Origin of the sequence: Microbacterium sp. NPDC089189, assembly GCF_040685095.1 — a bacterium.
Taxonomy (GTDB): domain Bacteria; phylum Actinomycetota; class Actinomycetes; order Actinomycetales; family Microbacteriaceae; genus Microbacterium.
In genome coordinates this window covers 73,487-98,951 of the sequence record NZ_JBFBHG010000010.1, presented here as the reverse complement: position 1 = coordinate 98,951, position 25,465 = coordinate 73,487, and the positions used below count along the sequence as shown (strand labels likewise).

Sequence of the window (25,465 nt, the reverse complement as noted above, 5' to 3'; positions counted from 1 at the left end):
CCTGCCAGCGTAACCCGCCCCACCGACACGGGAGGGGGCTGGGTAGCCTGGGGGAATGTCCGCGCAGAGGCCCGATCCCTACCGTCCCGAGAACCTCCGTGCCACGCTCGCCGCGGCCCGCCGGATCGCGATCGTCGGGGCGTGGGCGTCGATCGGCTTCCTCATCGTCGTGCTCGCGGTCGAACTGGTTCTCCCGATCGACCGCGCCGTCGCCGTCCGGGACGGCGTGGGCCTGGCCCTCGTCGTCGTCGGCTCCTGGGGGATCCTGGCGGTCGCGAACGCGCTGACCCGCCGCTACCCCGCGGCGGGATCCGCCTTCGGAACGGTGGTCGGACTCATGATCGGGTTCGGCGGCGGGGCGCTGGTGCTGACGCTCGTCCTCGACGCCGTGCTGGCGGCGGGGGTGCTGGCGATCGCCGTTCCCGCCGCGATCGTCCTCTGCATCGTCCTGCCGGGCGTCTACGTGGCCTTCGCCGCCCGCGCGATGCGGGGGCTTCCGCCTCGCGGGTGAGGCACCACGCGGCCCGGCGGTGGTTCGGCCCTCAGGCCGTGACGATCTTCGGCCAGGCCAGCGACGCCTCCGAGCGCGCCTGCTCGAGTGCCTCCGCGCCGATGTCGCCCATGCGCTCGAGGTCGGCCACCTCGTTCTTGAAGAGGTAGTACAGGCTGACGATGAGTCCGATGGCCGAGACGATGAGCCCCACGACGCCGATCGGGGTCACCGGGGGCACGAGCGCGATGGCGCTGACGACCAGACCCGCCAGGCTCGCGCCCGCGCCGATGAGCCCGGCCGTCAGGTTGCTGTAGAACGTGTCGAGCGCCTCGGCGTGATCCTCGAGGACCGCCGAGAGACGCTCGGTGGCGTCCTGCGAGTTGCGCAGCTCGTCGATCTGGTTCTGGAACCGCGCCGCGTACAGGTCGCCCGCTCCGCCGGACCACGAGGTGTCCGCCTTGATGGCGTCGTTCGAGAGCAGGTCGTACGCGCTCTGAAGGAGGTCGGCCGCGCAGGTCTGCCACCGCTCCGCCGCCTGGCGGAGGGCATCGGCATCGCCCCATCCGTACGAGAAGATCTCCTCGACGATCGCGAAGAAGGCATCGACCTTGCGGCAGAACTCGTCCCATTTCTCCAGGGCATCGCCGAGAAGGTTGAGCAGGAAGTCGGGAACCAAGCGGAGCGCCGCGTCGACGGCGCTGGTGAAGCTCTGGATCTTCTCGATGATCTCTTTCAATGCCGCGTCGACCGCGGCGGCTCCGCTGCTCATACGTCGAAGTCCTCTCCGAGCTGGTCGCCGAGTCCTTCGACGGCCGCCATCGTGTCCAGTTCGTACTGCTCGAATTCCTCGGCGATCTCGACCAGCGCGGCCGACAGGCCGGACAGCTGCGCGTGGCCGGCGGTCATCCGGTCGAGCAACTGCGACGCCAGCGCGCGGTATCCGGCCGCCACGCTGATGCCGGCCATCATGAACGCCTCGTTGGGCAGGTCCTGCGCCTGGCCGCACGCGATGGCCTTCTGCAGGTCGCCGGCCGCGGTGTTCCACAGCTTCGCGTCGCCGCGCAGGTCGGCGACGTCGACGGTGATCAGTTCGTCGCTCATGCGTTCAGCACCTCGATGGCCTCGGTGGCCGAGAGCGGCCGTGTCGTGTCGTCGGTCCCGGCCGCATGGCGACGCGCGTCGGCGATGGCCGCCGCCCCATCCCGTGAGATATCGGCGCCGCGGCGACCTTCGGCCTGCCCGGCGTCGACGAGCAGCGCCGTGACGGCGCCGTCGTGCCCGAGCCGGGCCGTGACGATGCCTGCGGGTCCCCGTCCGCTCTGACGCAGCGCCGTGCGCCGCTCCGTCTCGGCGATGAGCGCGTGCAGCCGCTCGGGGAAGTCGGGACGCCGGATGGCGGCGGCGAAGGCCGGGTCGGTGGTGAACGGCTTCAGATCGAGCTGCGGCGGGATGACCGCCGGCGACTCGATGATCTCGTCCCCGGTGCGCAGCGTCGTCTCGTCGTATCGCCGGCTCAGCGCGTCGGTCATGGCGGCGATGACCGCGCCGTTGAGCTCCTCGGCGGGGAGGGTCCGTTCCCACCCGTCCGAGACCTCGAGGGTGACCTCCTCGCCCTCCCATCGCACGCGCACGAGGCCGGAGGGATCCGCTCCCTCGACGAGTCGCTGGGGGTGCAGGCGGGTGGAGACGAGGGCGGCCTCGGTCTCTCGGCCGGACTCGATCAGCGCGTCGAGACGCGCGTGGACATCGATCATGGGATCCGTCACTTTCGTCACCCGGAACGACTCCGAGGGGGCGGGCGGCAGTCCATCCACCCTAATGCGACGGCCGATCACACCCCGGGGGTTGTCCACATCCCGATCAGTCGAGCAGGTCCCGAAGACGCACGGGGACGTCGTCCTCGTCGGGGCCGAGCGCGGACAGATCGTGCCGGGCGCGCTTCTCAGCCCGCGCGGCTCGCGGCTTGCGCCACCACGGGGCGTGCGCGAGCGCATCCTGCGCCTCGCGCACGCGGACGTTCGCGGCGATCCGCATCGCCCGGCGCTCGAGGCGCTCCCGCTCCTGCGGCGAGAGTTCCACGAGCGGCAGGTCGCGATCGCTCGTGGCCACGGCGATCCAGGCCGCGGCGACCAGGAGGACGATGCCGTTGATACGGAACCACAGGAGGAACCCGATGAAGATGGCGAACGTCGCCAGCAGCGGGTTGGAGGGCGTGTAGAGCAGCAGCACACCGGCACCGACCTGCAGGACGGCGAGCGACGCCCCGCCGAGCAGCGAGCCCGGCCAGATACGCCGCCACTTCAGGGACGTGCCGGTGAGGAAGCGGAAGAGGAGGGCGAGCGCGACGGCGTTGATGCCGAACGCCACGATCAGCGTCAACGCCCGCACCAGGACGCTCGACAGTGTCGAATCGAGGGTGAGGTTGAGGGGTGAGAGCACGAGGTCGAGCGCCCAGGTCGTGATCTGCACGAGCAGCGAGCCCACGAGCAGCGCGAGCCCGAAGATGAGCGCGGCGAACAGATCGCGCGCCTTCAGCAGCAGGTAGCTGCGGCTGTCGTACGGCAGACCGAAGGTGTCGCGGACGGCGCGGCGTGCGTAGGTGACGAAGCCGATGGCCGTCCAGACGATCACCACGAGCGCCACGATGCCCGTGACCGTGAGGAGCCCGCCGGAGCTGTTCGCGATGTCCTGCACCTGCTCCGGGCGGATGAGGCCGTGCTCGCTGATGAGCTGCGGGATGTAGCTGTTGATGATGTCGATGAGGCGGTCGACGGCGTCGGGGGCGCCGCCGAGCCACGTTCCGATGATCGCGAACCCCAGATAGATCGCCGCGAAGATCGTGAACAGCGACTGGTAGCTGATGCCGGCGGCCAGGAGGAAGCCGTTGTGCTGCAGGAAGTGACGCCAGACGCGGATCGGGAACCACGCCAGCGTCTTCTGCGTCAGACGCGTCGCGCGCTCGATCGGGTCGTCGAACCGCTCGCGCAGGCTCGCCTGACCCGCCTCCCACCGTGCGCGCAGCGAAGCGTCCGGCTCGAGGATCGGGGGAGGGGGTGCGTTGCGACCCGCCCCATCCCTCTTGTCACTCACGCTGCCACCCTAGCGAGGAGGGGATGCGGCGCGTGCCGCATCCCCTCCTGGATCGTTCGTCTCGCGGGCTCAGCCGCGCAGGACCGCCTGCTTGACCTCGGCGATCGCCTTGGTCACCTCGATGCCGCGCGGGCATGCCTCGGTGCAGTTGAAGGTCGTGCGGCAGCGCCACACGCCTTCCTTGTCGTTCAGGATGTCCAGGCGCACGTCGCCCGCGTCGTCGCGCGAGTCGAAGATGAAGCGGTGCGCGTTGACGATCGCGGCGGGGCCGAAGTACTGGCCGTCCGTCCAGAAGACGGGGCAGGACGACGTGCACGCGGCGCACAGGATGCACTTGGTGGTGTCGTCGAAGCGCTCGCGGTCGACGATCGACTGCACGCGCTCCTTGCCCTTCTCCACGGGGGAGTTGGCGATGAGGAAGGGCTGCACCTCGCGGTACGACGCGAAGAACGGCTCCATGTCGACGATGAGGTCCTTCTCGAGCGGCAGGCCCTTGATCGCCTCGACGTAGATCGGCTTCGAGATGTCGAGGTCCTTGATCAGCGTCTTGCAGGCGAGACGGTTGCGCCCGTTGATGCGCATCGCGTCGGAGCCGCAGATGCCGTGTGCGCAGGACCGGCGGAACGCGAGGGAGCCGTCGACCTCCCACTTGATCTTGTGGAGTGCGTCGAGCACACGGTCGGTGGAGTACACCTCGACGTCGTAGTCGACCCAGCGCGGCTCCTCGTCCGTCTCCGGATTGAAACGGCGCACGATGAACGTGACGAGGAACGCCTGGACGCCGGAGTCGTTGGTCTCCTGCACGTCGGGGGTTGAGGCGGGGGCCTCGACGATGGCGGTGGCGGCCATGCTCAGTACTTCCTCTCCAGCGGCGGGTAGCGCAACTCGCCGGCCTCGTTCTTGGTGAAGACGACGGGCTTCCAATCGAGGCGGATGTGGTCCTCCGGGTGGGAGGAGTGCGCATCGCCCGAGAGGTAGGACATGGTGTGCTTCATGTAGTTCTCGTCGTCGCGCGTCGGGTAGTCGTCGCGCATGTGACCGCCGCGGCTCTCCTTGCGGTTGCGCGCGGCGACGACGACGACCTCGGCGATGTCGAGGAGGAAGCCGAGCTCGACGGCCTCGAGCAGGTCGGTGTTGTACCGCTTTCCCTTGTCGTCGACGTGGACGTTCTTGTAGCGCTCGCGCAGCTCGGCGATGACGAGCATCACGTCGCCGAGCGACTCGTCGGTGCGGAACACCTGGGCCTTGCGGTCCATCTCGTCCTGCAGCGTCTTGCGGAGGACCGCGATGCGCTCGCCGCCCGCGTTGTTGCGCAGGCCCTCGATCATCTCGCGGACCTCCTTCGCGGGGTCCTCGGGCAGGGGCACGAACTCCGCGCCGCCCTGGACGTACTTCACGGCGTTCCGCCCGGCGCGCTTGCCGAACACGTTGATGTCGAGCAGCGAGTTGGTGCCCAGGCGGTTCGAGCCGTGCACCGAGACGCATGCGCACTCGCCGGCGGCATAGAGGCCGGGAACGACCGTCGTGTTGTCGCTGAGCACCTCGGCCTCGACGTTGGTGGGGATGCCGCCCATCGCGTAGTGCGCGGTCGGCATGACCGGGACCGGCTCCACCACCGGGTCGACGCCGAGGTAGGTGCGCGCGAACTCGGTGATGTCGGGCAGCTTGGTCTCGAGGACCTCGGCGCCCAGGTGCGTGCAGTCCAGCAGCACGTAGTCCTTGTGGGGGCCGGCGCCGCGGCCCTCGGCGACCTCCTGCACCATGCAGCGGCTCACGATGTCGCGCGGCGCGAGGTCCTTGATGGTCGGGGCGTAGCGCTCCATGAAGCGCTCGCCCGAGGCGTTGCGGAGGATCGCACCCTCACCGCGGGCGCCCTCGGTGAGCAGGATCCCGAGGCCGGCGAGCCCGGTCGGGTGGAACTGGAAGAACTCCATGTCCTCGAGCGGGAGGCGCTTGCGCCACACGATGCCGACGCCGTCGCCGGTGAGGGTGTGGGCGTTGGAGGTGGTCTTGAAGATCTTGCCGAAGCCGCCGGTCGCGAAGATCACGGCCTTCGACTGGAAGACGTGCAGGTCGCCGGTGGCGAGCTCGTAGGCCACCACGCCGGCGATCTTCGTCGTCCCCTCGTCCTCGACGGTGATGAGGTCGAGCACGTAGAACTCGTTGAAGAAGTTGATGCCGAGCTTCACGCAGTTCTGGAACAGCGTCTGCAGGATCATGTGGCCGGTGCGGTCGGCGGCGTAGCAGGCGCGACGCACCGGGCTCTTGCCGTGATCGGCGGTGTGCCCGCCGAAGCGGCGCTGGTCGATCTTTCCCTCGGGGGTGCGGTTGAAGGGCAGGCCCATGTTCTCGAGGTCGATGACGGCGTCGATGGCCTCCTTCGCGAGGATCTCGGCCGCATCCTGGTCGACGAGGTAGTCGCCGCCCTTGACGGTGTCGAAGGTGTGCCACTCCCACGAGTCCTCTTCGACGTTGGCGAGCGCGGCCGCCATCCCGCCCTGCGCCGCACCGGTGTGCGAGCGGGTGGGGTAGAGCTTCGAGATCACGGCGGTCTTCGCGCCGGGGCCGGCCTCGATGGCCGCGCGCATGCCGGCACCGCCGGCACCGACGATCACGACGTCGAACTGGTGGTAGTAGACGCCGTCCTTGACGACGGTGTCCGCGGTGGAGTGAGTGCTCACGGAGAGATGCCTCTTGTCTTGTCGTTCGCTGAGCGGGGGAGGGCGGTGCCTACTGGCACACGTCCCAGAGCACGCTGTCGGCGGTCACACCCAGGCAGGGGTCGAAGGTGAAGACGACCAGCGTGCCGAGCACGATGAGGAAGCCGGAGGTCAGCCAGATCGCCCACACCAGCACGCGGCGGGTGGTCTGCCCGGTGACGTAGTCGTTGACGATCGTGCGCATGCCGTTGCCGCCGTGGATCATCGCGAGCCAGAGCATCGCGACATCCCACCACTGCCAGAACGGCGAGGAGAGCTTCCCGGCGACGAAGGCGAAGTCGATCTGGTGGATGCCGTCGCCGGTGAGCAGGTTGACGAACAGGTGCCCGAAGATGAGCACGATCAGGATCATGCCCGAGACGCGCATGTAGACCCAGCCCCACTTCTCCAGGTTCACGCCCTTGCGGCTGACCGGGGTGCGGGGGCTCCGGGGGGCGGCGATGGTGGTGCTCATCAGTGACCCCCTCCCGTGGTGGCGAAGACGTTCATGAGGTGGCGCGGGGCGAATCCGAGCATCGTCACGAGCCACACGCCCAGGACGATCCACCAGAGCTGACGCTGGTAACGGGCGCCCTTCGACCAGAAGTCGACGGCGATGATGCGCAGGCCGTTGTACGCGTGGTAGGCGATCGCGGCGACCAGGAAGACCTCGCCGATGCCCATGATCGGGTTCTTGTAGGTGCCGATGACCGCGTCGTACGCCTCGGGCGAGACGCGGATGAGCGCCGTGTCGAGGATGTGCACGAGGAGGAAGAAGAAGATCGCGACGCCGGTGATCCGGTGCAGGACCCAGGACCACATCCCCTCGTTGCCGCGGTAGAGCGTTCCCCGCGGTGTCTTGGACGTCGTCTGTGAGAGCGGTGCTGTGACGCGTGCTGGTGCAGACACGGTCGTCCTCCCTGATCGAACATGGCGGGGCGGTCGATGCCCCTCGGGGATGCTGGTGCTCCCCTCGCGTCACGCGGGCGCTGCCGTCGATTCTATTCGCCCGGGCACGCCGAATGCCCTTTAGGCGAACCTAACTATCTCGACGTCGAGATACCTCGGCCGGGAGGACCACCCCGCCGAGCGCACATCCAGTCTGCGAAAGCACATCGTCCGGGGTATGCGCTCGGGCCGGGAATATGCGCTCGGCGGCGGTGCGGGGCGGATGCGGCGCGAGGCCGACGGGATGCGGCGGCACGGGTCGATACGCTGGCCGCATGACGAATGAGATCGACGGGTTCTACGCTGTCATCCCGGCCGGCGGTATCGGCAGCCGCCTGTGGCCGCTGTCGCGGGCCGACGCCCCGAAGTTCCTGCACGATCTCACCGGCTCGGGGCAGACGCTGCTGCGCGACACGTGGGATCGCCTGGAGCCCCTCGCCGGCAGCGACCGGATCGCCGTCGTCACGGGACGCGCCCACCGAGCGGCGGTCGAGGGGCAGCTGCCCGGCATCCCCGACAAGAACGTGTTCCTCGAGTCGGAGCCGCGCGACTCGACTGCGGCGATCGGCCTGGCCGCGGCCATCCTCGTGCGCCGCGAGCCGGATGTGGTCATCGGCTCGTTCGCCGCCGACCACGTGATCCGCGGCGCGCGCATCTTCGACTTCGCGGTGCGCCAGGCGGTGGAGGTGGCCCGCGCGGGCTACATCTGCACGATCGGCATCCAGCCCTCCGAGCCCTCGACCGGGTTCGGGTACATCAAGCGCGCCGACGAGCTGATCATCGAGGGCGCGCCCGAGGCGGCGCTCGTCGAGCGGTTCGTCGAGAAGCCCGACCTCGAGACGGCCCGCGAGTACTTCGCCGACCGCTCCTACTCGTGGAACGCGGGGATGTTCATCTCCCGCGCCGACGTGCTGCTGGCCGAGATCGAGGCGAACGAGCCCGAACTGCACGCGGGCCTGCTCGAACTCGCCGAGGCCTGGGACGACCGCGACCGCCGCGGCCCCGCCGTCGACCGCATCTGGCCGCAGCTGAAGAAGATCGCCATCGACTACACGGTCGCCGAGCCCGCCGCCGCGCGCGGCCGCCTCGCGATGGTCCCGGGGCACTTCGACTGGGACGACGTGGGCGACTTCGCGAGCCTGACGAAGCTCATCTCGAACGGGCGCAAGAACGACCTCGCCGTGCTGGGAGAGAACGCGCGCATCCTCTCCGACGCCTCCAGCGGCATCGTCGTCACCCAGACCCAGCGCGTCATCAGCCTCATCGGGGTGCAGGACATCGTCGTGGTCGACACCCCCGACGCCCTGCTCGTGACGACGACCGAGCACGCCCAGCGGGTGAAGCAGGTCGTCGACGCGCTCAAGTTCACCGGACGCGGCGACGTCCTCTGAGGGCACCGCGCCACCCGCGTCGGGGTCGTTTGTAACCATTGCGTTGCGTCCTTGCCGTCGACCCGTTCGGCGGACGTCACATTGGGTAACGTGACTGCATCCACCCCCGGATCCGACCGGGGCACACCCACGTCCCTTGATGGAGGACTCGTGAAGAAGACGACGACCAAGGCGCTGTTCAGCGGCCTGGCCATCGCAGGCACCGCCGCGCTTCTGGCCGGCTGTGGCGCTGCGCCGGAGAGCTCGAGCACGAGCGGCGGCCAGGCGGCATCCGACTACCTGCCCTGCATGGTCTCCGACGCCGGCGGGTTCGACGACAAGTCGTTCAACCAGCTCGGCTTCGAGGGCATGACCCAGGCCGCGGACGAGCTCGGTGTCGAGTACAAGGCTGTCGAGTCGGCCGCCGAGACCGACTACGCCGCCAACCTGCAGAGCCTGGTCGACCAGGGCTGCAACACGATCGTGACCGTCGGCTTCCTGCTCGCGCCCGCCGCCGCAGAGGCCGCCACGGCCAACCCCGACATCGAGTTCGTCTCGATCGACGACACGGTCGACCTCGACTTCGACGGCACCACCGATGCCGAGAACATCAAGCCGATCATCTTCGACACCGCCCAGGCCGCGTTCCTCGCGGGCTACCTGTCGGCCGGCGTCACCCAGACCGGCGTTCTCGGCACCTTCGGTGGCATGAACATCCCGACCGTCACGATCTTCATGGACGGCTTCGCCCAGGGCGTCGACTACTACAACGAGACCAAGGGCGCCGACGTCAAGGTCGTCGGCTGGGACCGCGCGGCGGAGGACGGCTCCTTCACCGGTGGCTTCGAGGCCAACGACGGTGCGCGTCAGATCGCCCAGGGCCTGATCGACCAGAACGCCGACATCATCCTCCCCGTCGGTGGCCCGATCTACCAGTCGGCCGCGGCCGCGATCGAGGACTCCGGCAAGGAGATCGCCCTCATCGGCGTCGACGCCGACGTGTTCGAGACCGACCCGAGCGTCGGCTCGCTGCTGCTCACCTCGATCCTCAAGGGCATCGACGTGGGTGTCTACGACGCGATCATGGCTGCCGGTGGCGGCGACTTCGACGTGACGCCGTTCGTCGGCACGCTCGAGAACGAGGGCGTCGGCCTCGCCGCGTTCCACGACTGGGAGTCCAAGGTTCCGGCCGAGCTGGTGACCGAGGTCGACGAGCTGAAGGCAGCGATCATCGCCGGTGAGCTCACCGTCGAGTCCTACCTCGCCGAGTAATTCCGCACACCGTCGGGGGGAGGTCGGCACACGCCGGCCTCCCCTCGAGGTTTTCCTCCGCCCGGGCACTCCGTCCCGGCCTACGCGACACTTAGGATCGAGAACATGAAGCTCGAACTTCGCGGCATCACGAAGACGTTCGGGTCTCTCGTGGCGAACGACCACATCGACCTCACTGTCGAGGCCGGCGAGATCCACTGTCTGCTCGGTGAGAACGGCGCCGGTAAATCCACCCTGATGAATGTGCTCTACGGCCTGTACCAGGCCGACGGCGGCGAGATCCTCCTCGACGACGCCGTGCAGCACTTCGCCGGCCCCGGTGACGCCATGCGCGCCGGCATCGGCATGGTCCACCAGCACTTCATGCTCATCCCCGTCTTCACGGTGGCGGAGAACGTGATGCTGGGGCACGAGCCCACCACGTTCGGCGGCCGTCTCAATCTGCAGGCCGCGCGCGCCAAGGTGCGCGAGATCTCCTCCCGCTTCGGGTTCGACGTCGATCCCGATGCCCTCGTCGAGGACCTGCCCGTCGGCGTGCAGCAGCGTGTCGAGATCATCAAGGCGCTCTCGCGCGACGCCAAGGTCCTCGTCTTCGACGAGCCCACCGCGGTGCTCACGCCGCAGGAGACCGACGAGCTCATGGCGATCATGCAGCAGTTGAAGGCGTCGGGCACCTCGATCGTCTTCATCACCCACAAGCTCCGCGAGGTGCGCGAGGTCGCCGACCGCATCACGGTCATCCGTCTCGGCAAGGTCGTCGGCGAGGCGGCGCCCACCGCATCCAACGCCGAGCTCGCCTCCCTCATGGTCGGCCGCGCCGTCGAGCTGACCGTGCAGAAGGACGCACCGACGCTGGGGGAGGAATCCCTCATCGTCGACAACCTCACCGTCATCGACCCCATCGGCCAGCTCGTCGTCAACGACGTGAGCTTCGCGGTGCGCCGGGGCGAGATCCTCGCCATCGCGGGCGTGCAGGGAAACGGGCAGACCGAGCTCACCGAGGCGTTGCTCGGCCTCCAGCCGCGGGTCGAGGGATCCGTCCGGCTCGACGGCGTGGAACTGCACGGACGCAGCGTCCGCGCGATCCTCGACGCGGGCGTCGGCTTCGTCCCCGAGGACCGCAAGGAGGACGGCCTCGTCGGCGAGTTCTCCATCGCCGAGAACCTCATGCTCGACCGGGCCGACGGTGCGCCGTTCGTGCGCGCCGGTGCGGTGCAGCGGAACGCCCTGACGACGTTCGCCAAAGAGAAGGTCGCCGAGTTCGACGTACGCACGCCCTCGATCGAGACGAAGGTCGGCCGGCTCTCCGGCGGAAACCAGCAGAAGGTCGTGCTCGCGCGAGAACTGAGCCGCGACCTGCGCCTGCTCGTCGCCGCCCAGCCCACCCGCGGCGTCGACGTCGGATCGATCGAGTTCATCCACAAGCGCATCGTCGAGACGCGGGATGCGGGCGTGCCCGTCGTCGTCGTCTCGACGGAGCTCGATGAGGTCACCGCCCTGGCGGATCGCATCATGGTCATGTACCGCGGACGGGTGGTCGGGATCGTCCCCGGCGACACCCCGCGCGACGTCCTCGGCCTCATGATGGCCGGCGAGGTCCCGAGCACGGAAGGCGCCGCCGCATGAGCGACCGCTCGAACATCACCGACCCCGACGTCGCCGTCGAGCTCGGCTCGCCGTCGAGCGGGTCGGCGCCCGCCGCCCCGACGGCGGAGCCGGGGGAGCCCGGTCGCTGGCAGCGCGCGCTGCATCAGATCGCCACGGGCAACGCCATCATCTCGGTGCTCGCGGTGGTCATCGCCCTCGTCGTCGGCGCGATCATGATCGCCGCGACCGACGCGCGTGTGCAGGAGTCGGCGGGGTACTTCTTCTCCCGTCCCGGCGACACGTTCGGTGCCATCTGGGATTCGGTCTCGGGCGCCTACATCGCGCTCTTCCAGGGCTCGATCTACAACTTCAACCGTCCCGACTTCCTCACCGGCATCCGTCCCCTCACCGAGACGCTGACGTTCGCGACGCCGCTGATCGCGGCCGGTCTCGGTGTGGCGCTGGCCTTCCGGGTCGGCATGTTCAACATCGGTGGCCGCGGGCAGATGCTCGTCGCGTCGGCCGCGGCCGGCTGGGTCGGCTTCGGCTTCGAGCTGCCGTGGGGCATCCACATGATCGTCGCGCTGCTGGCGGGCCTCGTGGCCGGCGCCGCGTGGGCCGGTATCGCCGGCGTCCTCAAGGCGCGCACCGGCGCGCACGAGGTGATCGTGACGATCATGCTCAACTTCGTCGCGCTCTACCTCGTGACGTGGATGCTGCGCACCCCGGGCCTGCTGCAGGCGCCCGGCTCGAACAACCCCAAGACGCCCGCGATCAACGAGACGGCGGTGTTCCCCGACCTGCTGGGCCCGGGCTACAACCTGCACTTCGGCTTCATCCTCACCCTCGTCGCCGTGGCCGTCGTGTGGTGGATCCTCAACCGCTCGGCGCTCGGCTTCCAGTTCCGTGCCGTCGGCGAGAACCCCAACGCCGCGCGCGTGGCGGGCATCAAGGTGCCGCGCATGTACGTCTACGCGATGCTGATCTCGGGCGCGCTGATCGGTCTGGCCGGTGTCAGCCAGGTGCTCGGCACCGTGACGACCGGCTTCTCCAGCGGCATCGACGCGGGCATCGGCTTCGACGCGATCACCGTGGCGCTGCTGGGCCGGTCGACGCCGATCGGCGTGCTCGTGGCCGGTATCCTGTTCGGCGCGTTCAAGGCCGGCGGCTTCGCGATGCAGGCGGCCGAGGGCGTGCCGATCGACATCGTGCTCGTCGTCCAGTCGCTCATCGTGCTGTTCATCGCGGCACCGCCGCTCGTGCGGGCGATCTTCCGTCTGCCGTCCCCGGGGAGCGGGCCCCGTCGCCCGCGTCCCATCGTCACGAAGGAACTCCGCACCGGTGAGGAGGTGACGGCCAAGTGAGCACCACCGTCGTCCCCGAGCACGTCATCCCCGACGCGCCTCTGGCGCGCACCGTCGTCGTCAGCTGGAAGGCTCCCATCGCCTTCGGCGTGCTGACCGTCTTCGGCGCCATCCTCTTCCTGCTGGTCGGGCACGGTGAGGAGACCGTCTTCCGCATCACGTCCGACGGCGATGCGATCCAGCTCCCCGAGTTCACGCTCAACGCGACCCTCACCGGCATCCTCTGCACGATCGGCCTCGCTCTCATCACGATCGCCGCGGCCGTCCTCGTGCGGGGCCGGCGCCGTGTGCCGCTCTGGCTCATGGTGCTGTTCGCGGTCATCTTCCTCGTCGGGTTCCTGACGTGGGCGGGCTCCGGTGCGCGCACCAACGTCATCCCGCTGGCGGGTCTGCTCGCCGGCGGGATCAGCCTGTCCGTCCCGCTCATCTACGGTGCGCTCGCGGGTGTCATCAGCGAGCGCGTGGGCGTGGTGAACATCGCGATCGAGGGCCAGCTGCTCGCCGGCGCGTTCACGTCGGCCGTGGTCGCGACCGCCACCGGCCAGCCCCTCCTCGGACTCGCGGCCGCCGCCGTCGCGGGTGTGCTGGTGTCGTTCGTCCTCGCCGCATTCGCGATCAAGTACTTCGTCGATCAGGTGATCGTCGGTGTCGTGCTGAACGTGCTCGTCACGGGCCTGACCAGCTTCCTCTTCTCGCAGCTGCTCGCGCCCAACGCGGCGGCGCTCAACACCCCGCCGCGCTTCGAGCGGATCGCGATCCCGTTCCTCAGCGACATCCCGCTCATCGGGCCGATGCTGTTCCGGCAGACGATCATCGTCTACCTGATGTACATCCTCGTCATCGGCGTCTACGTCGCCCTTTTCCACACCAAGTGGGGTCTACGTCTGCGCGCCGTGGGCGAGCACCCGCAGGCGGCCGACACGGTGGGCATCAACATCGCCCGCACACGGTTCTGGAACGTCTCGCTGGGCGGCGCGATCGCCGGTATGGGTGGAGCGTTCTTCACCCTCGGCTCGGTGGGGGCGTTCAACAAGGAGATGACCGCGGGCGCCGGCTTCATCGCGCTGGCCGCCGTCATCTTCGGCCAGTGGCACCCGCTCAAGGCCACTCTCGCCGCGCTCCTGTTCGGCTTCGCGTCGAACCTGCAGAACACGCTCGGCGTCATCGGCTCGCCGGTGCCGAGCGAGTTCATGCTCATGCTGCCGTACGTCGTCACGATCTTCGCGGTCGCGGGTCTGGTCGGCAAGGTCCGCGGGCCCGCGGCATCCGGCAAGCCGTACATCAAGGGCTGACGCCCACCGCATTCCCCGCTCGGAATGTTCTCCATCTCCATCGAAAGGCCACAGTGACAGACATCGACTGGGACGAGCTGCGCAGCGCCGCCACCGACGCCATGCAGCGCGCCTACGCGCCCTACTCGCGCTACAAGGTCGGCGCGGCCGCCCTCGTCACCGACGGGCGGATCGTCACGGGCTGCAACGTCGAGAACGCGTCGTACGGCGTGGGTCTGTGCGCCGAGTGCGGGCTCGTCTCCGAGCTCAACATGTCGGGCGGCGGCCAGCTCGTCGCCTTCGTGTGCGTCAACGGCGATGGTGAGACGATCATGCCGTGCGGCCGGTGCCGTCAGCTGCTGAACGAGTTCGCGCTCCCGGGCATGCTGCTCGAGACCGTGTCGGGCATCCGCACGATGGACGAGGTGCTCCCCGACGCGTTCGGGCCCCGCGACCTCGAGGAGTACCGCCGATGAGCGCGGTCGAGCCCTTCGACGCCGTCGATGTCATCCGCGCCAAGCGCGATGGCGGCGTGGTCGCCGACGACGCGCTGCGGTGGATGATCGACGCGTACACCCGTGAGTACGTCACCGACGCGCAGATGGCCTCGTTCGCGATGGCCGTGCTGCTCAACGGCATGGACCGCGACGAGATCCGCGTGATGACCGACGCCATGATCGCGTCCGGCGAGCGGATGAGCTTCGCCGGTCTCGGCAAGACCACCGTCGACAAGCACTCCACCGGCGGGGTGGGCGACAAGATCACCCTGCCCCTCGCGCCCCTCGTTGCCGCCTTCGGTGTCGCCGTGCCGCAGCTGTCGGGCCGCGGCCTCGGGCACACCGGCGGAACGCTCGACAAGCTCGAGTCGATCCCGGGCTGGCGCGCCGCGCTCTCGAACGACGAGATGTTCGCGCAGCTGGCGGATGTGGGCGCCGTGATCTGCGCCGCCGGCTCCGGCCTGGCTCCCGCCGACAAGCGGCTGTACGCGCTGCGCGATGTGACCGGCACGGTCGAGGCCATCCCGCTGATCGCCTCGAGCATCATGTCGAAGAAGATCGCCGAGGGCACCGCCGCGCTCGTCCTCGACGTCAAGTTCGGCTCCGGCGCGTTCATGCAGGACGTCGATCGCGCCCGTGAGCTCGCCCGCACGATGGTGGCTCTCGGCGCCGACTCGGGAGTTGCGACCACGGCGCTGCTGACCGACATGAACTCGCCGCTCGGACGCGCCATCGGCAACGCCAACGAAGTGCGCGAGTCGGTGGAGGTGCTCGCCGGCGGCGGACCCGCCGACGTCGTCGAGCTGACGCTCGCCCTCGCCCGCGAGATGCTGGCGCTGGCGGGGCAGCCCGACGCCGACGTCGAGGGGGCGCTCCGCGACGGCCGCGCCATGGACGCGTGGCGTCGCATGATCATCGCGCAGGGCGGCGACCCGGATGCCGCGCTTCCGACGGCTCGCGAGACGTACACCGTGACCGCACCCCGTTCGGGTGTCGTGACGCGGCTGGAGGCGCTGCCGTTCGGCGTCGCGGCCTGGCGGCTCGGTGCCGGCCGTGCGCGGCCGCAGGACCCCGTCATCCACGCGGCGGGCATCGACCTGCACGCCACGCTGGGCGAATCCGTGACCGAGGGCCACCCGTTGTTCACCTTGTCGGCGGAGGATGCTGCGCGGTTCCCGCGAGCGCTCGACGCCCTCGAGGGAGCCTGGGAGATCGGCGACGCGGCACCGGCCGCATCCACCCGCGTCCTCGAACGCATCACGACCTGACACGCAAGGAGCACCCCCCATGCCCATCGAACAGCACGGAGACGCCCTCCTCGAAGGCGTGTCGCTGCGCGGCCTCCCGAAGGTCTCGCTGCACGACCACCTCGACGGCGCAGTACGCCCCGCCACGATCATCGAGCTCGCCGGTGACGCCGGCGTCGACGTTCCCGAGACCGACGCCGAAGACCTGTCGGACTGGTTCGCCGACCGCAGCGACTCCGGTTCGCTCGTCGAGTACCTGAAGACCTTCGACCTGACCACCGCGGTCATGCAGACCCGTGAGGGCCTGACCCGCGTCGCGCGCGAGTTCGTCCAGGACCTCGCCGAGGACGGCGTGATCTACGGCGAGGTGCGCTGGGCGCCCGAACAGCACCTGGCACGCGGTCTCTCGCTCGAAGAGGTCGTCGAGGCGGTGCAGGACGGCATCGAAGAGGGTGAGGACGCCGCCGCGGACGCGGGTCACGACATCCGCGTCGGACAGCTGATCACCGCGATGCGCCACACCGACCGCTCGCTCGAGATCGCGAAGCTGGCGGTCGCGTTCCGCGAGCGCGGCGCCGTCGGATTCGACATCGCCGGTCCCGAGGACGGCTTCCTGCCCGCGCGTCACCGCGCCGCGTTCGACCACCTCGCGGGGGCCTTCTTCCCCGTCACGGTGCACGCGGGCGAGGCGGCCGGGCTCGACTCCATCCGCTCGGCCCTGATCGACGGGCGCGCGCTGCGTCTCGGGCACGGCGTACGCATCGCCGAGGACCTCGAGGTCGTCTCTCGCGAGGGCGACGTCGTCGAGGTCGTCTTCGGTGACCTGGCCCGCTGGGTGCGCGACCGCGAGATCCCGCTCGAGCTGTCGCCCTCGTCGAACCTGCAGACCGGCGCCATCGAGGCGTGGGGCAAGGAGCTCGCCGATCACCCGTTCGACCTGCTCTACCAGCTCGGCTTCGCCGTCACGGTGAACGTCGACAACCGCACCATGAGCCGCACGTCGCTGACCCGTGAGCTCGCGCTCCTGGCCGAGACCTTCGACTACGGCCTCGACGACCTCGAGACCTTCCAGCTGAACGCCGCCGCCGGCGCCTTCCTCCCCGTGGAGGAGCGCGAAGAGCTCATCGACCTGATCGCCGACGGCTTCGACCGCTGACCCCCGCCCGCGCGCAACGCATGTGTGTTGCGCGCGGTGCGGGTTGCGCGGGGTGCGCGTTGCGCGGGGTGCGCGGGGTGCGGGTTGCGCGGGGTGCGCGCGCCGCCGTCGGGCTCGCCCGCGCCTAGCTGCCGAGCGCACATCCCGTCGTCGAGCGCACATCGTCCCGCATGTGCGCTCGGTCACCGGATGTGCGCTCGGCCTCGCAGCGCGCTCCTGACCGCGCCTCGCCTTCCCGCCGCGCTGTGGCTGCTGGGCGGTATCCCGTCGGCGGGGACGCATCCGTCTGCCTGGCCGGGACCTGCCTGCCGAGTCGTGCGTCGCGTGTTGAGCGGTTGTCGGGCTTCCCCGCACGGTGCACCGGTGCAGGGCGAGCGCACATCGTGTCGCGTGCCTGGCTGCCGAGCGCACATCCCGTCGTCGAGCGCATATCGTCCCGCATGTGCGCTCGGTCACGGGATGTGCGCTCGCGGGCGCGCGCCGCGCGCGGCGGCGCAGAGACCCTCGTGGTCGCGGCCGTGTGGGGCGTGGATGGGGCGCGTCAGCGGGTGCGCGACGGAGTGATGCCGAAGGCGGCGAGGTGCCGGCGGAAGGCGTCGACCGAGACGAGGTGGCGCATCTGCCAGCGGATGATCGGGAGCCCGGTGACGCCGCGGATCCAGTCCTCGCGTCGTTTCTCATCGAGAAGAACCTGCTCGAGGGTGCGGCCCGCCCGCATCCCCGCGTCGAGGTACTTGCCGTCGCCGTCGAACTCGCCGAGCCAGCCCGGGAATGCGAAGTCGACCTCGTACGACCCGCCGTGCGGCGAGGGCACGGGGAACTGCAGATCGGGCGAGGCGAAGCCCAGCCATGACAGGTAGAGCCGGCTGACGCTCTCGCCCGGGTACTCGGCGCGAGGGTCGGCGAAGGCGGCCACCTCGCGCGCCTGGACGATCCCGCGGGCGCCCGGCGACCGTCCGGCCAGGCCGAGGAGCTCATCGCGGAGTCGGTGCACCGGTTCGTCGTCGATCAGCCGTGTGCCCGGTATCGAGCCCACGCGGCGCAGCGCCGCATCCGCGGCAGCCGTGGCCGTCTCGGGACTGCGCATCCGCGCGAGGTCGAACACGGTCCGCGCGAGCGAGGTGACGCCGACCGACCGCCCATCGATCCAGACGATCTCGTCGTCGCGGAGCCGGTCTCGATGCCGGAAGACGCCGGGAGTGGATGCCGCACCGTGCTGCGTCAGCGTGACGTGCACGCGGTCGGTGCGGTGTCGGAACAGCGGAAGCCCCCAGAGCGCGGCGGCCGACTCGTGCGAGTAGACAACCGGAGCCCCGCGCGCGGCGATCTGGTACGCGGCGGCCGCCGCGCGCGTCCTCTCTTCAGGGAACGCGGACATCCAATCGTCGTCCGCCACGAAGACGCCCCGTCGCACCGGGCTCAGCCCCTGGGCGTGGGCGGCGACGCGCGTGAGCAGCACCCCGTCGGGCATCGAGCGACGCCCGGTGCGGTGCAGGTCGAGTGAGGTCGTCACGGCGGGCAGTGCGGGACGTTGTGGCGGCAGCATCCGCCCAGCCTCGCCGACCCGCGTGCCGCCGAACGGGCGAGGTGTCTGTTCGTGCCGCGCAGAGAGGCTGGGGAGGACAGGTCGCTCCGTCGGCGCGCACATCGTCCAGGGGTGCACCCCGCCCGCCGAGCGCACATCCGGTCACCGAGCGCACATGGTCCGCGGTATGCGCTCGACGACGGGATGTGCGCTCGGCGGATGGGGCACGCAGCACCCAGCACCCAGCCTGCACGCAGCACGCACGCCGCACGCAGCGCGCCCGCGCGGGGGTCAGCGGGGGAGGGTGGCGGTGAAGGTGCTGATGAGCTCGGTGAGCTTCGCGGTCATGTCGTCGTCACTGATCGTGGCCTCGCCGTCGCCCGCCTGCGGCCCGTAGGCACCGAACGACGCGTGCGAGGCGCCGGCGATCTCGACGAGCTCCGCATCGGCGGGGAGGAGGGGGCGGGCATCCGCGATCTTCGCGGGTGTGGAGAGCTCGTCGGCGCTGCCCGAGATGCTCAGCACCGGCAGATCGGTCGCCGACACGTCGGTCGAGCAGAACGACGCGAACAGGATGAGGGCATCGGCGTCGCTCGCGAGCTGGCACGCACGCACGCCGCCGAGCGAATGCCCGCCGACGGCCCAGGTGTCGATCCCCGGCGCGAGCGAGGTGAAGGAATCGAGTCCGCGCAGGTCGAAGAAGGCGAGGTTCAGCCACGGCCTCGTGATCACGACCGTGACGCCGTCGTGCACGACGCCGCTCAGCGTCGACGCGTACGCCCAGGGATCGACCTTCGCGCCGGGGATGAAGACGAGCCCCTCGGTGGAACCCCCCGCGGCGGGGGAGAGGACGATGGCGCCCGATTCGTCCGACACGGCGATCGACGAGTCGGCCCGCACGTCGGCGAGGGGTCCCGGCTCCGCGTCCATCACGCCGACCTGACTCCAGATGAGGATCCCCGCGACGGCGGCGACCACGATCACACCGAGCGTTCCGAGCACCCATGTGATCACCCGGCGGATGCGGCTCGGCCGCCGCCCCCGCTTTCCGGAGTCGTCGGTGTCCGGGACGGGGGTGGGGTGGCTCTTCACGGCACAAGCCTAGAAGTCCCTCGCCCGGAAAACGCCGAATGCGCAGGCGTCCCGTCCCCGTGCCGGATCGGGTCCCGGCGGACGGAGCGCCTGCGCACTCGGAAGCAGAGCGTCAGCCGCGCTGGTGGGCGGCGACCTCGTCGCGGATGGCCGCGAACAGCGGATGCGTCGGCTCGAGGCCGGTGACCTCCGCCGTGAACGCGGCGGCATCCTTCTCGCTCAGCAAGCGCTGGAGCTCGACGGACTCGGGGTCGTCGGGCGACGAGAACGACAGGGCCGCGCCGATCGTCGACACGATCGCCTCGGTCGCGAGACCGCGCTCGGCGGCGTCCGCGGCGGGCGAGATGAAACGCTCGTTGCGCGACAGCTTGCGCAGCGGCTGGCGTCCGACGCGCCACACGGTGTCGGGCAGACCCGGGTTGCGGAAGCGCCCGAGGATGGTCTCGCGGTAGCGGGCCAGCTCGTCCGGGGCGAACTCGTGGCGGGCGATCAGCACGGCGGAGGTCTCCGCCAGCGTCGCCGAGACCGCCGCGGCGATCTCGGGAACCGCCAGGGCGTCGGAGATCCGCTCGATGCCCGCGCGCGCGCCGTAGTACGCGGTCGCGGCGTGGCCGGTGTTGACGGTGAAGAGCTTGCGCTCGATGTACGGGCCGAGGTCGTCGACGAAGTGCGCGCCGGGAACGTTCGGCAGGTCGTCGCCGAAGGGTCCACGCTCGATCGCCCACTCGTAGAAGGGCTCCACGACGACATCGACGCCGGCATCGGCCGGCTGGCCCGGGACGATGCGGTCGACGGCGGTGTTGGCGAACACGGCCTTCGCCGCGAGGGCCTCCCACGCGTCGCCGGCGAGGTCGCGGATGTGGCCCTCGAGCTGGTCGGTCGCGCGGATCGCGTTCTCGCACGCCATGACCTGCAGCGGCGCGAGGGAGGCGTCGCGCTGGGCGAGCCCCGCCTGCACCAGCGGTGCGACGAACTTCAGGATGGTGGGGCCCACGGCCGTGGTGACGATGTCGGCGGTGGCGATCTCATCCACGACCGCCTGCGGGTCGACCGCGCTGTTGAGGGCACGGAAACCCCTGACGGTCACATCGACGCCACCGTCGCCGACCTCGTGCACCGTGTACTGGTCGACCGCGTTGATCGCGTCGACGAGACCGGCGGAGACATCGGAGAAGACGACCTCGTAGCCGCCCTCGCTCAGCAGCAGGCCGACGAAACCGCGGCCGATGTTGCCGGCGCCGAAGTGGACGGCTTTCATGCGTTCACCGACGAGAGCAGCTCGAAGAGCTCCTCGGGGGTGCCGGCGGCCTTCAGGCGTGCGACGTCATCCTCATCCGAGAAGAGGATGGCGATCTGCGACAGGATGTCGAGGTGCTCGTCGCCCTTGCCGGCGATGCCGATGACGAAGCTCACCGGGTTGCCGTCCCAGTCGACGCCCCCGTCGTAGCGCACGACCGAGAGTCCGGAGTCGAGGATCTCGTCCTTGGTCTCGTTCGTGCCGTGGGGGATGGCCAGCTCGTTGCCCATGTAGGTCGAGACCGTCTGCTCGCGCTGCTGCATCGCGTCGAAGTAGGCGCCCGTGACAGCGCCGACGGATTCGAGGATGTCGGCGGCTTCACGCATCGCGTCGTCGCGGCTCGCGCCGCCCGAGTGGATGCGGACCTGTCCGATGCTGAGAACTGCCATGATGCTTCCTTTCGCCGGGGCATCCCCGGGGAGGGGGATGCGGGTCGCCCGCGCAGGGCGGGGCGACCCGCATCCGTGGGGTCAGCCCTGCTGACCATCCTTCTGCTGGTCGACGACCAAGTCCACGACCTCTTCGTACTTCGGAGAGTTCATGAAGTTGTCGACCGAGACGTGGACGGCGCCGGGCGTCTGCTTGCGGGCACGGTCGGTGAGCTGGTTCTGCGTGATGACCAGGTCCTCCGAGCCGTCGAGGTTCGCGATCGCCTTGTTGGTGACCGTGATGCCCTCGACGCCGGCCTTCTTGATCTTGTTGCGCAGGACGCTCGCCCCCATCGCCGAGGAGCCCATGCCCGCGTCGCACGCGAACACGATGGTCGACACGCGCTGGGTCGTGAGCACGCCGCCGTCGGCCAGGCCGCCGGTCTCGCGCTCGGTCTCGAGCTTGTCGAACGTCTCGTTGGCGTCGGCCTCGGCGCGGCGGTCGTTCCCGCTCGACGCGCGGAGCGAGTCCATCGCCACCGACGACTTGCCCTTGTTCGCCTCGGTCTGCGCGATGGCAGCCTCGAACGCGGTGCCCTCGGCCTCGAGGTCGCGCTTGCGCGAGGCCCGAAGGATGACGGCCGAGATGAGGAAGGTGACGGTGGCGGCCAGGACGACCGACAGCAGCACGACGAGCAGGTTCGGAATGCCCGCCGACAGGGCGGCGGCGCCGACGGCGATGATGCTGCCGGGAGCGGCCGGGAAGGCCAGACCGCCGCCGAGGATCATGTTGGTCGTCACACCGGTCGCACCACCCGCGATGAGCGCGAGGATGAGGGCCGGCTTGCTGAGGGCGTACGGGAAGTAGATCTCGTGGATGCCGCCGACGAACTGGATGACGGCAGCGCCGGGGGCCGAGGCCTTGGCGGCGCCGACACCGAAGAACGAGAACGCGAGGAGCAGACCGACACCGGGGCCGGGGTTCGCCTCGATGAGGAACAGGATCGACTTGCCCGCCTCGGTGACCTGCTCGACGCCCAGCGGCGTGAACACGCCGTGGTTGATGGCGTTGTTGAGGAAGAGCACCTTGGCCGGCTCGACGATGACCGAGACGAACGGCAACAGGTTGAGGTCGACCAGCCAGTCCACCGCGGCGCCCAGACCGGCGCTGACGCCGAGCATGATCGGACCGAAGGCGAAGAAGCCCAGGACCGCCAGGAGCATGCCCAGGATGCCGGCGGAGAAGTTGTTGACGAGCATCTCGAAGCCGGGCTTGATCTTGCCGTCCCAGATCTTGTCCATGTACTTGGTGATCACGGCCGCGAGCGGTCCCATGATCATCGCGCCGAGGAACATCGGGATGTTGGTGCCGACGATGACACCCATGGTCGCGATCGTCGCGACGACGCCGCCGCGCTCGCCGTAGACCATGCGGCCCGCGGTGTTGGCGATCAGCAGCGGCAGCAGGTAGGTCACCATCGGGCCGACGAGGCCGACGTAGGTGAGGATGTTGCCGCCGTCGCCCTCCGAGATGGCCGTCATGGCGCCCTGCCAGCCGATGACGGCCGAGTCGCCGCCGCCGCCGATGATCTCGGAGACCGGGTACCAGTGCCAGCCGAACGGGCTGTCCACGCCGAAGAACCCGGCGGGGATGAAGAGCATCGTGATGAATCCCCACGCGATGAACGCGGCGATGTTGGGCATGATCATGCCCGAGAGGAACGTGCCGAATCGCTGTACCGCGACTCGGGCTCCTCCGGACTTCGTGACGGGGGCAGACGCCGTTGTCATGTGCATTCGCTTTCTGTGTGGTGAGGGATCACGCGGTGGTGTCGACGGCTGCGCGGGCGGCCTCGCGTGCGGATGCCGCGTCGTTCGCGGCGAGGGCTGCCTCGGCGATGCGGCGCGCATCGTCCAGGCTGTACTGCAACAGGGTGGCGCGGACATCGGCCAGCGCCGTGGGGGCCATCGACAGGCTCGTCGCCCCGAGCCCGACGAGCACGACCGCCAGCAGCGGATCGGCCGCGGCCTCGCCGCAGATGCCGACGGGCTTGCCGAGCTCGCGTCCGGCACGGCCGGTCGAGTGGATGAGGCTCAGCACCGCGGGGTGCCACGGGTCCTGGAAGGACGACACCGAGCCGAGCAGGCGATCGGCGGCCAGCGTGTACTGGGTGAGATCGTTCGTGCCGATCGAGGCGAAGTCGGCATCCTTCAGGATGCGGTCCGCCAGGAGGGCGGAGGAGGGGACCTCGACCATGACGCCGGCGGTCTTGATGCCGTACTCGCGGGCGATGCCGACGAAGTACTCGGTCTCCTCGACGGTCGCGACCATGGGTGCCATGACCCACAGGTCGGCGGCCTCGCCGTCGGCGCGGACGGCGGCATCCGCTTCGGCGAGCGCGGTGAGCTGCTCGCGCAGGATGTCCTCGTTGGCACGCAGGGCGCGAAGGCCCCGCAGGCCCAGGGCCGGGTTCTCCTCGTGCGCGTCGTTGAGGAACGCGAGCGGCTTGTCGGCGCCGGCGTCGAGCGCCCGCACCACGACCTTCTTGCCGCGGAACGCCGAGAGCAGGCGCGTGTAGGAATCCTTCTGCTGGGCGACGGTCGGGGCGTTCGACGAGCTGAGGAAGAGGAACTCGGTGCGGAACAGGCCCACGCCCTCGGCGCCGAGGGCGACGGCCTCGGCCGCGCCTTCGGGGTTCCCGAGGTTGGCGAGCAGCGGAATCGCGGTGCCGTCGGCGAGAGCGCCGGGAGTGATCGGCGCGGATGCGGCCGACGCGCGGGCGTCGGCGCGGTTCTGCGCGCGGCGCAGGTCGTCGTCCGACGGGTCGGTCGTCACGACGCCGGCGGCGGCATCGACGATGACCGGCTGGCCGTCGACGAGACCCGCGGCATCCGCGGCGCCGACGATCGCGACGATGCCCTTCTCGCGCGCCAGGATGGCGGTGTGCGAGGTGGGGCCGCCGTCGCTGGTGACGAGGGCCAGCACGAGGTCGAGGTCGAGCAGGGCGGTGTCGGCGGGGGCGAGGTCCTTGGCGACGAGCACATAGGGGTGGCCGGGCTCGGGGAGTCCGGGGGCGGCGACGCCGCGCAGACGTGCGATGACGCGCTGGGCGACGTCGTCGAGGTCCGCGGCGCGCTCGCCGAGATAGCCGCCGACGGCGACCAGGGTGTCGCGGAAGCTCGCGAAGGCGTCGTGGACGGCCCGCTCGGCGGTCGCGCCCGCGTTCACGCGTGCGTCGACCTCGGACTCCAGCGAGGGGTCCTCGGCCATCATGGCCTGCGCTTCGAGGACGTCCTGAGCCGCGCCGCCGGCCTGGGCGCCGCGCTGCTCCAGCTCGCGGGCGACCGCGTGGACGGCTTCGCGTACGCGCGCCGTCTCTTCGGCGGCGGTCAGGGTCGAGGGCTCGTCGGCGGGCGCGGGCAGGGGCTCGGCCATGCGGGCGACGGGGCCCTGGGCGACGCCGAGTCCGATACCGACTCCGGGGATGGTGCTCATGTCGTGGTCCTCACTCAGCGTCGTGATCGGTGGCCAGCAGGTCGGCGAGACGGTCCAGCACGGCCTCGGCGTCGCCGCCGTCGACCGTCAGGGTCACGTAGTCGCCGTGGTCGATGCCGAGCGAGATGACACCCAGGATGCTCGCCGCGTTGATGGGAGCTCCCGCATCCTTCGCGATGGTGACCGGCACGCCGGCCTCCTTGGCTGCCTGCGCGAACATCTTCGCGGGCCGCGCGTGCAGTCCGTGTGACGAACCGATCCGCACGGTACGTGATGCGAGTGACATGGGGGTGCCTTTCCTGCTCAGGCTTCTCGGCCTCGGGTGGACGCGGCCGCGTCCGTGATCAGGCGCAGCGTGCGCTGGCCGTCTCGATCCGTGAACACGTCCTCGGGCAGGACGATCACGGGGATGTCGTGGCCGGCGGCATCCGCACGGATGTCGTCGACCTCGTCGGTCAGGTGCGGTCCGATCAGCACGAGCTCCGCCTCTCCGAGCCGCGCGGCGAGCGCGGAACGGCTGACGGCGGCTGCCTCGTGGTCGAGCCCGGCGGCCTCAGCTGCGCGGCGCAATCGCTGCGCCACGAACGTGCTGGACGCGCCAGCGCCGCACACCACCAGGATCCTCATCGACCCGCCTCCTTCCTCTCCATCCTGGGAAGCAGCCGAGAGAAGGTCAACCAGAGCTTCTTCCGC

General features: G+C 70.0%; 25 protein-coding genes. 9 read left to right on the top strand and 16 right to left on the bottom strand.

Features of this window, described 5'->3' with window-relative positions; all coding sequences use genetic code 11:
* The first annotated feature begins 55 nt into the window (after window positions 1-55).
* Window positions 56-511: a hypothetical protein gene (locus tag AB0N73_RS07765; RefSeq protein WP_363562074.1), complete on the top strand. Its 456-nt coding sequence runs from the start codon at window positions 56-58 to the stop codon at window positions 509-511.
* Window positions 512-542: 31 nt separating this feature from the next.
* Here AB0N73_RS07765 and AB0N73_RS07760 read toward each other — a convergent pair whose 3' ends face one another.
* From AB0N73_RS07760 to sdhC, 8 genes are all read right to left on the bottom strand, one after another.
* The gene (locus AB0N73_RS07760; protein WP_363562072.1) at window positions 543-1,262 is read right to left on the bottom strand and encodes a hypothetical protein; all 720 of its coding nucleotides are present in this window, start codon (window positions 1,260-1,262) and stop codon (window positions 543-545) included.
* The gene (locus AB0N73_RS07755; RefSeq protein ID WP_363562070.1) at window positions 1,259-1,594 is read right to left on the bottom strand and encodes a hypothetical protein; all 336 of its coding nucleotides are present in this window, start codon (window positions 1,592-1,594) and stop codon (window positions 1,259-1,261) included. The genes AB0N73_RS07760 and AB0N73_RS07755 overlap by 4 nt, the downstream gene beginning before the upstream one ends.
* On the bottom strand, window positions 1,591-2,247 hold the full coding sequence (locus AB0N73_RS07750; protein ID WP_363562068.1) for a hypothetical protein: 657 nt from the start codon (window positions 2,245-2,247) through the stop codon (window positions 1,591-1,593). The genes AB0N73_RS07755 and AB0N73_RS07750 overlap by 4 nt, the downstream gene beginning before the upstream one ends.
* Before the next feature lie 106 nt (window positions 2,248-2,353).
* Window positions 2,354-3,583, bottom strand: a complete 1,230-nt coding sequence (locus tag AB0N73_RS07745; RefSeq protein WP_363562066.1) for a YihY/virulence factor BrkB family protein — start codon at window positions 3,581-3,583, stop codon at window positions 2,354-2,356.
* A gap of 69 nt (window positions 3,584-3,652) precedes the next feature.
* Window positions 3,653-4,432, bottom strand: coding sequence for a succinate dehydrogenase iron-sulfur subunit (locus AB0N73_RS07740; protein WP_363562064.1), 780 nt, complete (start codon window positions 4,430-4,432; stop codon window positions 3,653-3,655).
* A 2-nt stretch (window positions 4,433-4,434) separates the two neighbouring features.
* A complete protein-coding gene (gene sdhA, locus AB0N73_RS07735) occupies window positions 4,435-6,264 on the bottom strand; it encodes a succinate dehydrogenase flavoprotein subunit (protein ID WP_363562062.1) in 1,830 nt (609 codons plus the stop codon).
* Between the two features lie 49 nt (window positions 6,265-6,313).
* Window positions 6,314-6,757, bottom strand: a complete 444-nt coding sequence (locus tag AB0N73_RS07730; RefSeq protein ID WP_363562060.1) for a succinate dehydrogenase hydrophobic membrane anchor subunit — start codon at window positions 6,755-6,757, stop codon at window positions 6,314-6,316.
* Window positions 6,757-7,191, bottom strand: a complete 435-nt coding sequence (gene sdhC, locus AB0N73_RS07725; protein ID WP_363562058.1) for a succinate dehydrogenase, cytochrome b556 subunit — start codon at window positions 7,189-7,191, stop codon at window positions 6,757-6,759. Before sdhC ends, AB0N73_RS07730 begins: the two co-directional genes overlap by 1 nt.
* 314 nt (window positions 7,192-7,505) lie before the next feature.
* On the opposite strand from sdhC, the gene AB0N73_RS07720 reads away from it, so the two are divergent.
* The 8 genes from AB0N73_RS07720 (at window position 7,506) to AB0N73_RS07685 (ending at window position 16,994) form a co-directional block, all read left to right on the top strand.
* On the top strand, window positions 7,506-8,621 hold the full coding sequence (locus AB0N73_RS07720; RefSeq protein ID WP_363562056.1) for a mannose-1-phosphate guanylyltransferase: 1,116 nt from the start codon (window positions 7,506-7,508) through the stop codon (window positions 8,619-8,621).
* Between the two features lie 150 nt (window positions 8,622-8,771).
* Window positions 8,772-9,872: a BMP family ABC transporter substrate-binding protein gene (locus AB0N73_RS07715; RefSeq protein WP_363562054.1), complete on the top strand. Its 1,101-nt coding sequence runs from the start codon at window positions 8,772-8,774 to the stop codon at window positions 9,870-9,872.
* A 105-nt stretch (window positions 9,873-9,977) separates the two neighbouring features.
* On the top strand, window positions 9,978-11,498 hold the full coding sequence (locus AB0N73_RS07710; protein WP_363562052.1) for an ABC transporter ATP-binding protein: 1,521 nt from the start codon (window positions 9,978-9,980) through the stop codon (window positions 11,496-11,498).
* Window positions 11,495-12,823 carry an ABC transporter permease gene (locus tag AB0N73_RS07705; RefSeq protein ID WP_363562050.1) on the top strand — a complete coding sequence of 443 codons (1,329 nt, stop codon included), beginning with the start codon at window positions 11,495-11,497 and terminating at the stop codon, window positions 12,821-12,823. Before AB0N73_RS07710 ends, AB0N73_RS07705 begins: the two co-directional genes overlap by 4 nt.
* Before the next feature lie 26 nt (window positions 12,824-12,849).
* Window positions 12,850-14,115: an ABC transporter permease gene (locus tag AB0N73_RS07700; protein WP_363562116.1), complete on the top strand. Its 1,266-nt coding sequence runs from the start codon at window positions 12,850-12,852 to the stop codon at window positions 14,113-14,115.
* Entirely contained in the window at window positions 14,112-14,570 is a 459-nt protein-coding gene (locus AB0N73_RS07695; RefSeq protein WP_363562114.1) for a cytidine deaminase, read from the top strand. The genes AB0N73_RS07700 and AB0N73_RS07695 overlap by 4 nt, the downstream gene beginning before the upstream one ends.
* The gene (locus AB0N73_RS07690; protein WP_363562048.1) at window positions 14,567-15,859 is read left to right on the top strand and encodes a thymidine phosphorylase; all 1,293 of its coding nucleotides are present in this window, start codon (window positions 14,567-14,569) and stop codon (window positions 15,857-15,859) included. Before AB0N73_RS07695 ends, AB0N73_RS07690 begins: the two co-directional genes overlap by 4 nt.
* A 19-nt stretch (window positions 15,860-15,878) precedes the next feature.
* Entirely contained in the window at window positions 15,879-16,994 is a 1,116-nt protein-coding gene (locus AB0N73_RS07685) for an adenosine deaminase (protein WP_363562046.1), read from the top strand.
* Between the two features lie 541 nt (window positions 16,995-17,535).
* On the opposite strand, the gene AB0N73_RS07680 is transcribed toward AB0N73_RS07685, so the two are convergent.
* From AB0N73_RS07680 to AB0N73_RS07645, 8 genes are all read right to left on the bottom strand, one after another.
* Window positions 17,536-18,540: a hypothetical protein gene (locus tag AB0N73_RS07680; RefSeq protein ID WP_363562044.1), complete on the bottom strand. Its 1,005-nt coding sequence runs from the start codon at window positions 18,538-18,540 to the stop codon at window positions 17,536-17,538.
* Window positions 18,541-18,810: 270 nt separating this feature from the next.
* Window positions 18,811-19,611, bottom strand: a complete 801-nt coding sequence (locus tag AB0N73_RS07675) for an alpha/beta hydrolase (protein WP_363562042.1) — start codon at window positions 19,609-19,611, stop codon at window positions 18,811-18,813.
* 112 nt (window positions 19,612-19,723) lie between these two features.
* On the bottom strand, window positions 19,724-20,869 hold the full coding sequence (locus AB0N73_RS07670; protein ID WP_363562040.1) for a mannitol-1-phosphate 5-dehydrogenase: 1,146 nt from the start codon (window positions 20,867-20,869) through the stop codon (window positions 19,724-19,726).
* Window positions 20,866-21,297, bottom strand: a complete 432-nt coding sequence (locus tag AB0N73_RS07665) for a PTS sugar transporter subunit IIA (RefSeq protein ID WP_363562038.1) — start codon at window positions 21,295-21,297, stop codon at window positions 20,866-20,868. Before AB0N73_RS07665 ends, AB0N73_RS07670 begins: the two co-directional genes overlap by 4 nt.
* An 81-nt stretch (window positions 21,298-21,378) precedes the next feature.
* Window positions 21,379-23,067, bottom strand: a complete 1,689-nt coding sequence (locus AB0N73_RS07660) for a PTS mannitol transporter subunit IICB (RefSeq protein WP_363562036.1) — start codon at window positions 23,065-23,067, stop codon at window positions 21,379-21,381.
* 28 nt (window positions 23,068-23,095) lie between these two features.
* On the bottom strand, window positions 23,096-24,772 hold the full coding sequence (gene ptsP, locus AB0N73_RS07655; RefSeq protein ID WP_363562034.1) for a phosphoenolpyruvate--protein phosphotransferase: 1,677 nt from the start codon (window positions 24,770-24,772) through the stop codon (window positions 23,096-23,098).
* 10 nt (window positions 24,773-24,782) lie between these two features.
* On the bottom strand, window positions 24,783-25,058 hold the full coding sequence (locus AB0N73_RS07650) for an HPr family phosphocarrier protein (protein ID WP_363562032.1): 276 nt from the start codon (window positions 25,056-25,058) through the stop codon (window positions 24,783-24,785).
* Window positions 25,059-25,075: 17 nt separating this feature from the next.
* Window positions 25,076-25,399 carry a hypothetical protein gene (locus AB0N73_RS07645; RefSeq protein ID WP_363562030.1) on the bottom strand — a complete coding sequence of 108 codons (324 nt, stop codon included), beginning with the start codon at window positions 25,397-25,399 and terminating at the stop codon, window positions 25,076-25,078.
* Between the last annotated feature and the right edge of the window lie 66 nt (window positions 25,400-25,465).

Excerpts from the sequence above, each read along its gene's own strand:
- AB0N73_RS07765 (WP_363562074.1), top strand. The coding sequence starts at position 56 with ATGTCCGCGCAGAGGCCCGATCCCTACCGTCCCGAGAACCTCCGTGCC.
- AB0N73_RS07760 (WP_363562072.1), bottom strand. The coding sequence starts at position 1,262 with ATGAGCAGCGGAGCCGCCGCGGTCGACGCGGCATTGAAAGAGATCATC.
- AB0N73_RS07755 (WP_363562070.1), bottom strand. The coding sequence starts at position 1,594 with ATGAGCGACGAACTGATCACCGTCGACGTCGCCGACCTGCGCGGCGAC.
- AB0N73_RS07750 (WP_363562068.1), bottom strand. The coding sequence starts at position 2,247 with ATGATCGATGTCCACGCGCGTCTCGACGCGCTGATCGAGTCCGGCCGA.
- AB0N73_RS07740 (WP_363562064.1), bottom strand. The coding sequence starts at position 4,432 with ATGGCCGCCACCGCCATCGTCGAGGCCCCCGCCTCAACCCCCGACGTG.
- AB0N73_RS07730 (WP_363562060.1), bottom strand. The coding sequence starts at position 6,757 with ATGAGCACCACCATCGCCGCCCCCCGGAGCCCCCGCACCCCGGTCAGC.
- AB0N73_RS07720 (WP_363562056.1), top strand. The coding sequence starts at position 7,506 with ATGACGAATGAGATCGACGGGTTCTACGCTGTCATCCCGGCCGGCGGT.
- AB0N73_RS07710 (WP_363562052.1), top strand. The coding sequence starts at position 9,978 with ATGAAGCTCGAACTTCGCGGCATCACGAAGACGTTCGGGTCTCTCGTG.
- AB0N73_RS07705 (WP_363562050.1), top strand. The coding sequence starts at position 11,495 with ATGAGCGACCGCTCGAACATCACCGACCCCGACGTCGCCGTCGAGCTC.
- AB0N73_RS07690 (WP_363562048.1), top strand. The coding sequence starts at position 14,567 with ATGAGCGCGGTCGAGCCCTTCGACGCCGTCGATGTCATCCGCGCCAAG.
- AB0N73_RS07685 (WP_363562046.1), top strand. The coding sequence starts at position 15,879 with ATGCCCATCGAACAGCACGGAGACGCCCTCCTCGAAGGCGTGTCGCTG.
- AB0N73_RS07680 (WP_363562044.1), bottom strand. The coding sequence starts at position 18,540 with ATGCTGCCGCCACAACGTCCCGCACTGCCCGCCGTGACGACCTCACTC.
- AB0N73_RS07670 (WP_363562040.1), bottom strand. The coding sequence starts at position 20,869 with ATGAAAGCCGTCCACTTCGGCGCCGGCAACATCGGCCGCGGTTTCGTC.
- AB0N73_RS07665 (WP_363562038.1), bottom strand. The coding sequence starts at position 21,297 with ATGGCAGTTCTCAGCATCGGACAGGTCCGCATCCACTCGGGCGGCGCG.
- AB0N73_RS07660 (WP_363562036.1), bottom strand. The coding sequence starts at position 23,067 with ATGACAACGGCGTCTGCCCCCGTCACGAAGTCCGGAGGAGCCCGAGTC.
- ptsP (WP_363562034.1), bottom strand. The coding sequence starts at position 24,772 with ATGAGCACCATCCCCGGAGTCGGTATCGGACTCGGCGTCGCCCAGGGC.
- AB0N73_RS07650 (WP_363562032.1), bottom strand. The coding sequence starts at position 25,058 with ATGTCACTCGCATCACGTACCGTGCGGATCGGTTCGTCACACGGACTG.
- AB0N73_RS07645 (WP_363562030.1), bottom strand. The coding sequence starts at position 25,399 with ATGAGGATCCTGGTGGTGTGCGGCGCTGGCGCGTCCAGCACGTTCGTG.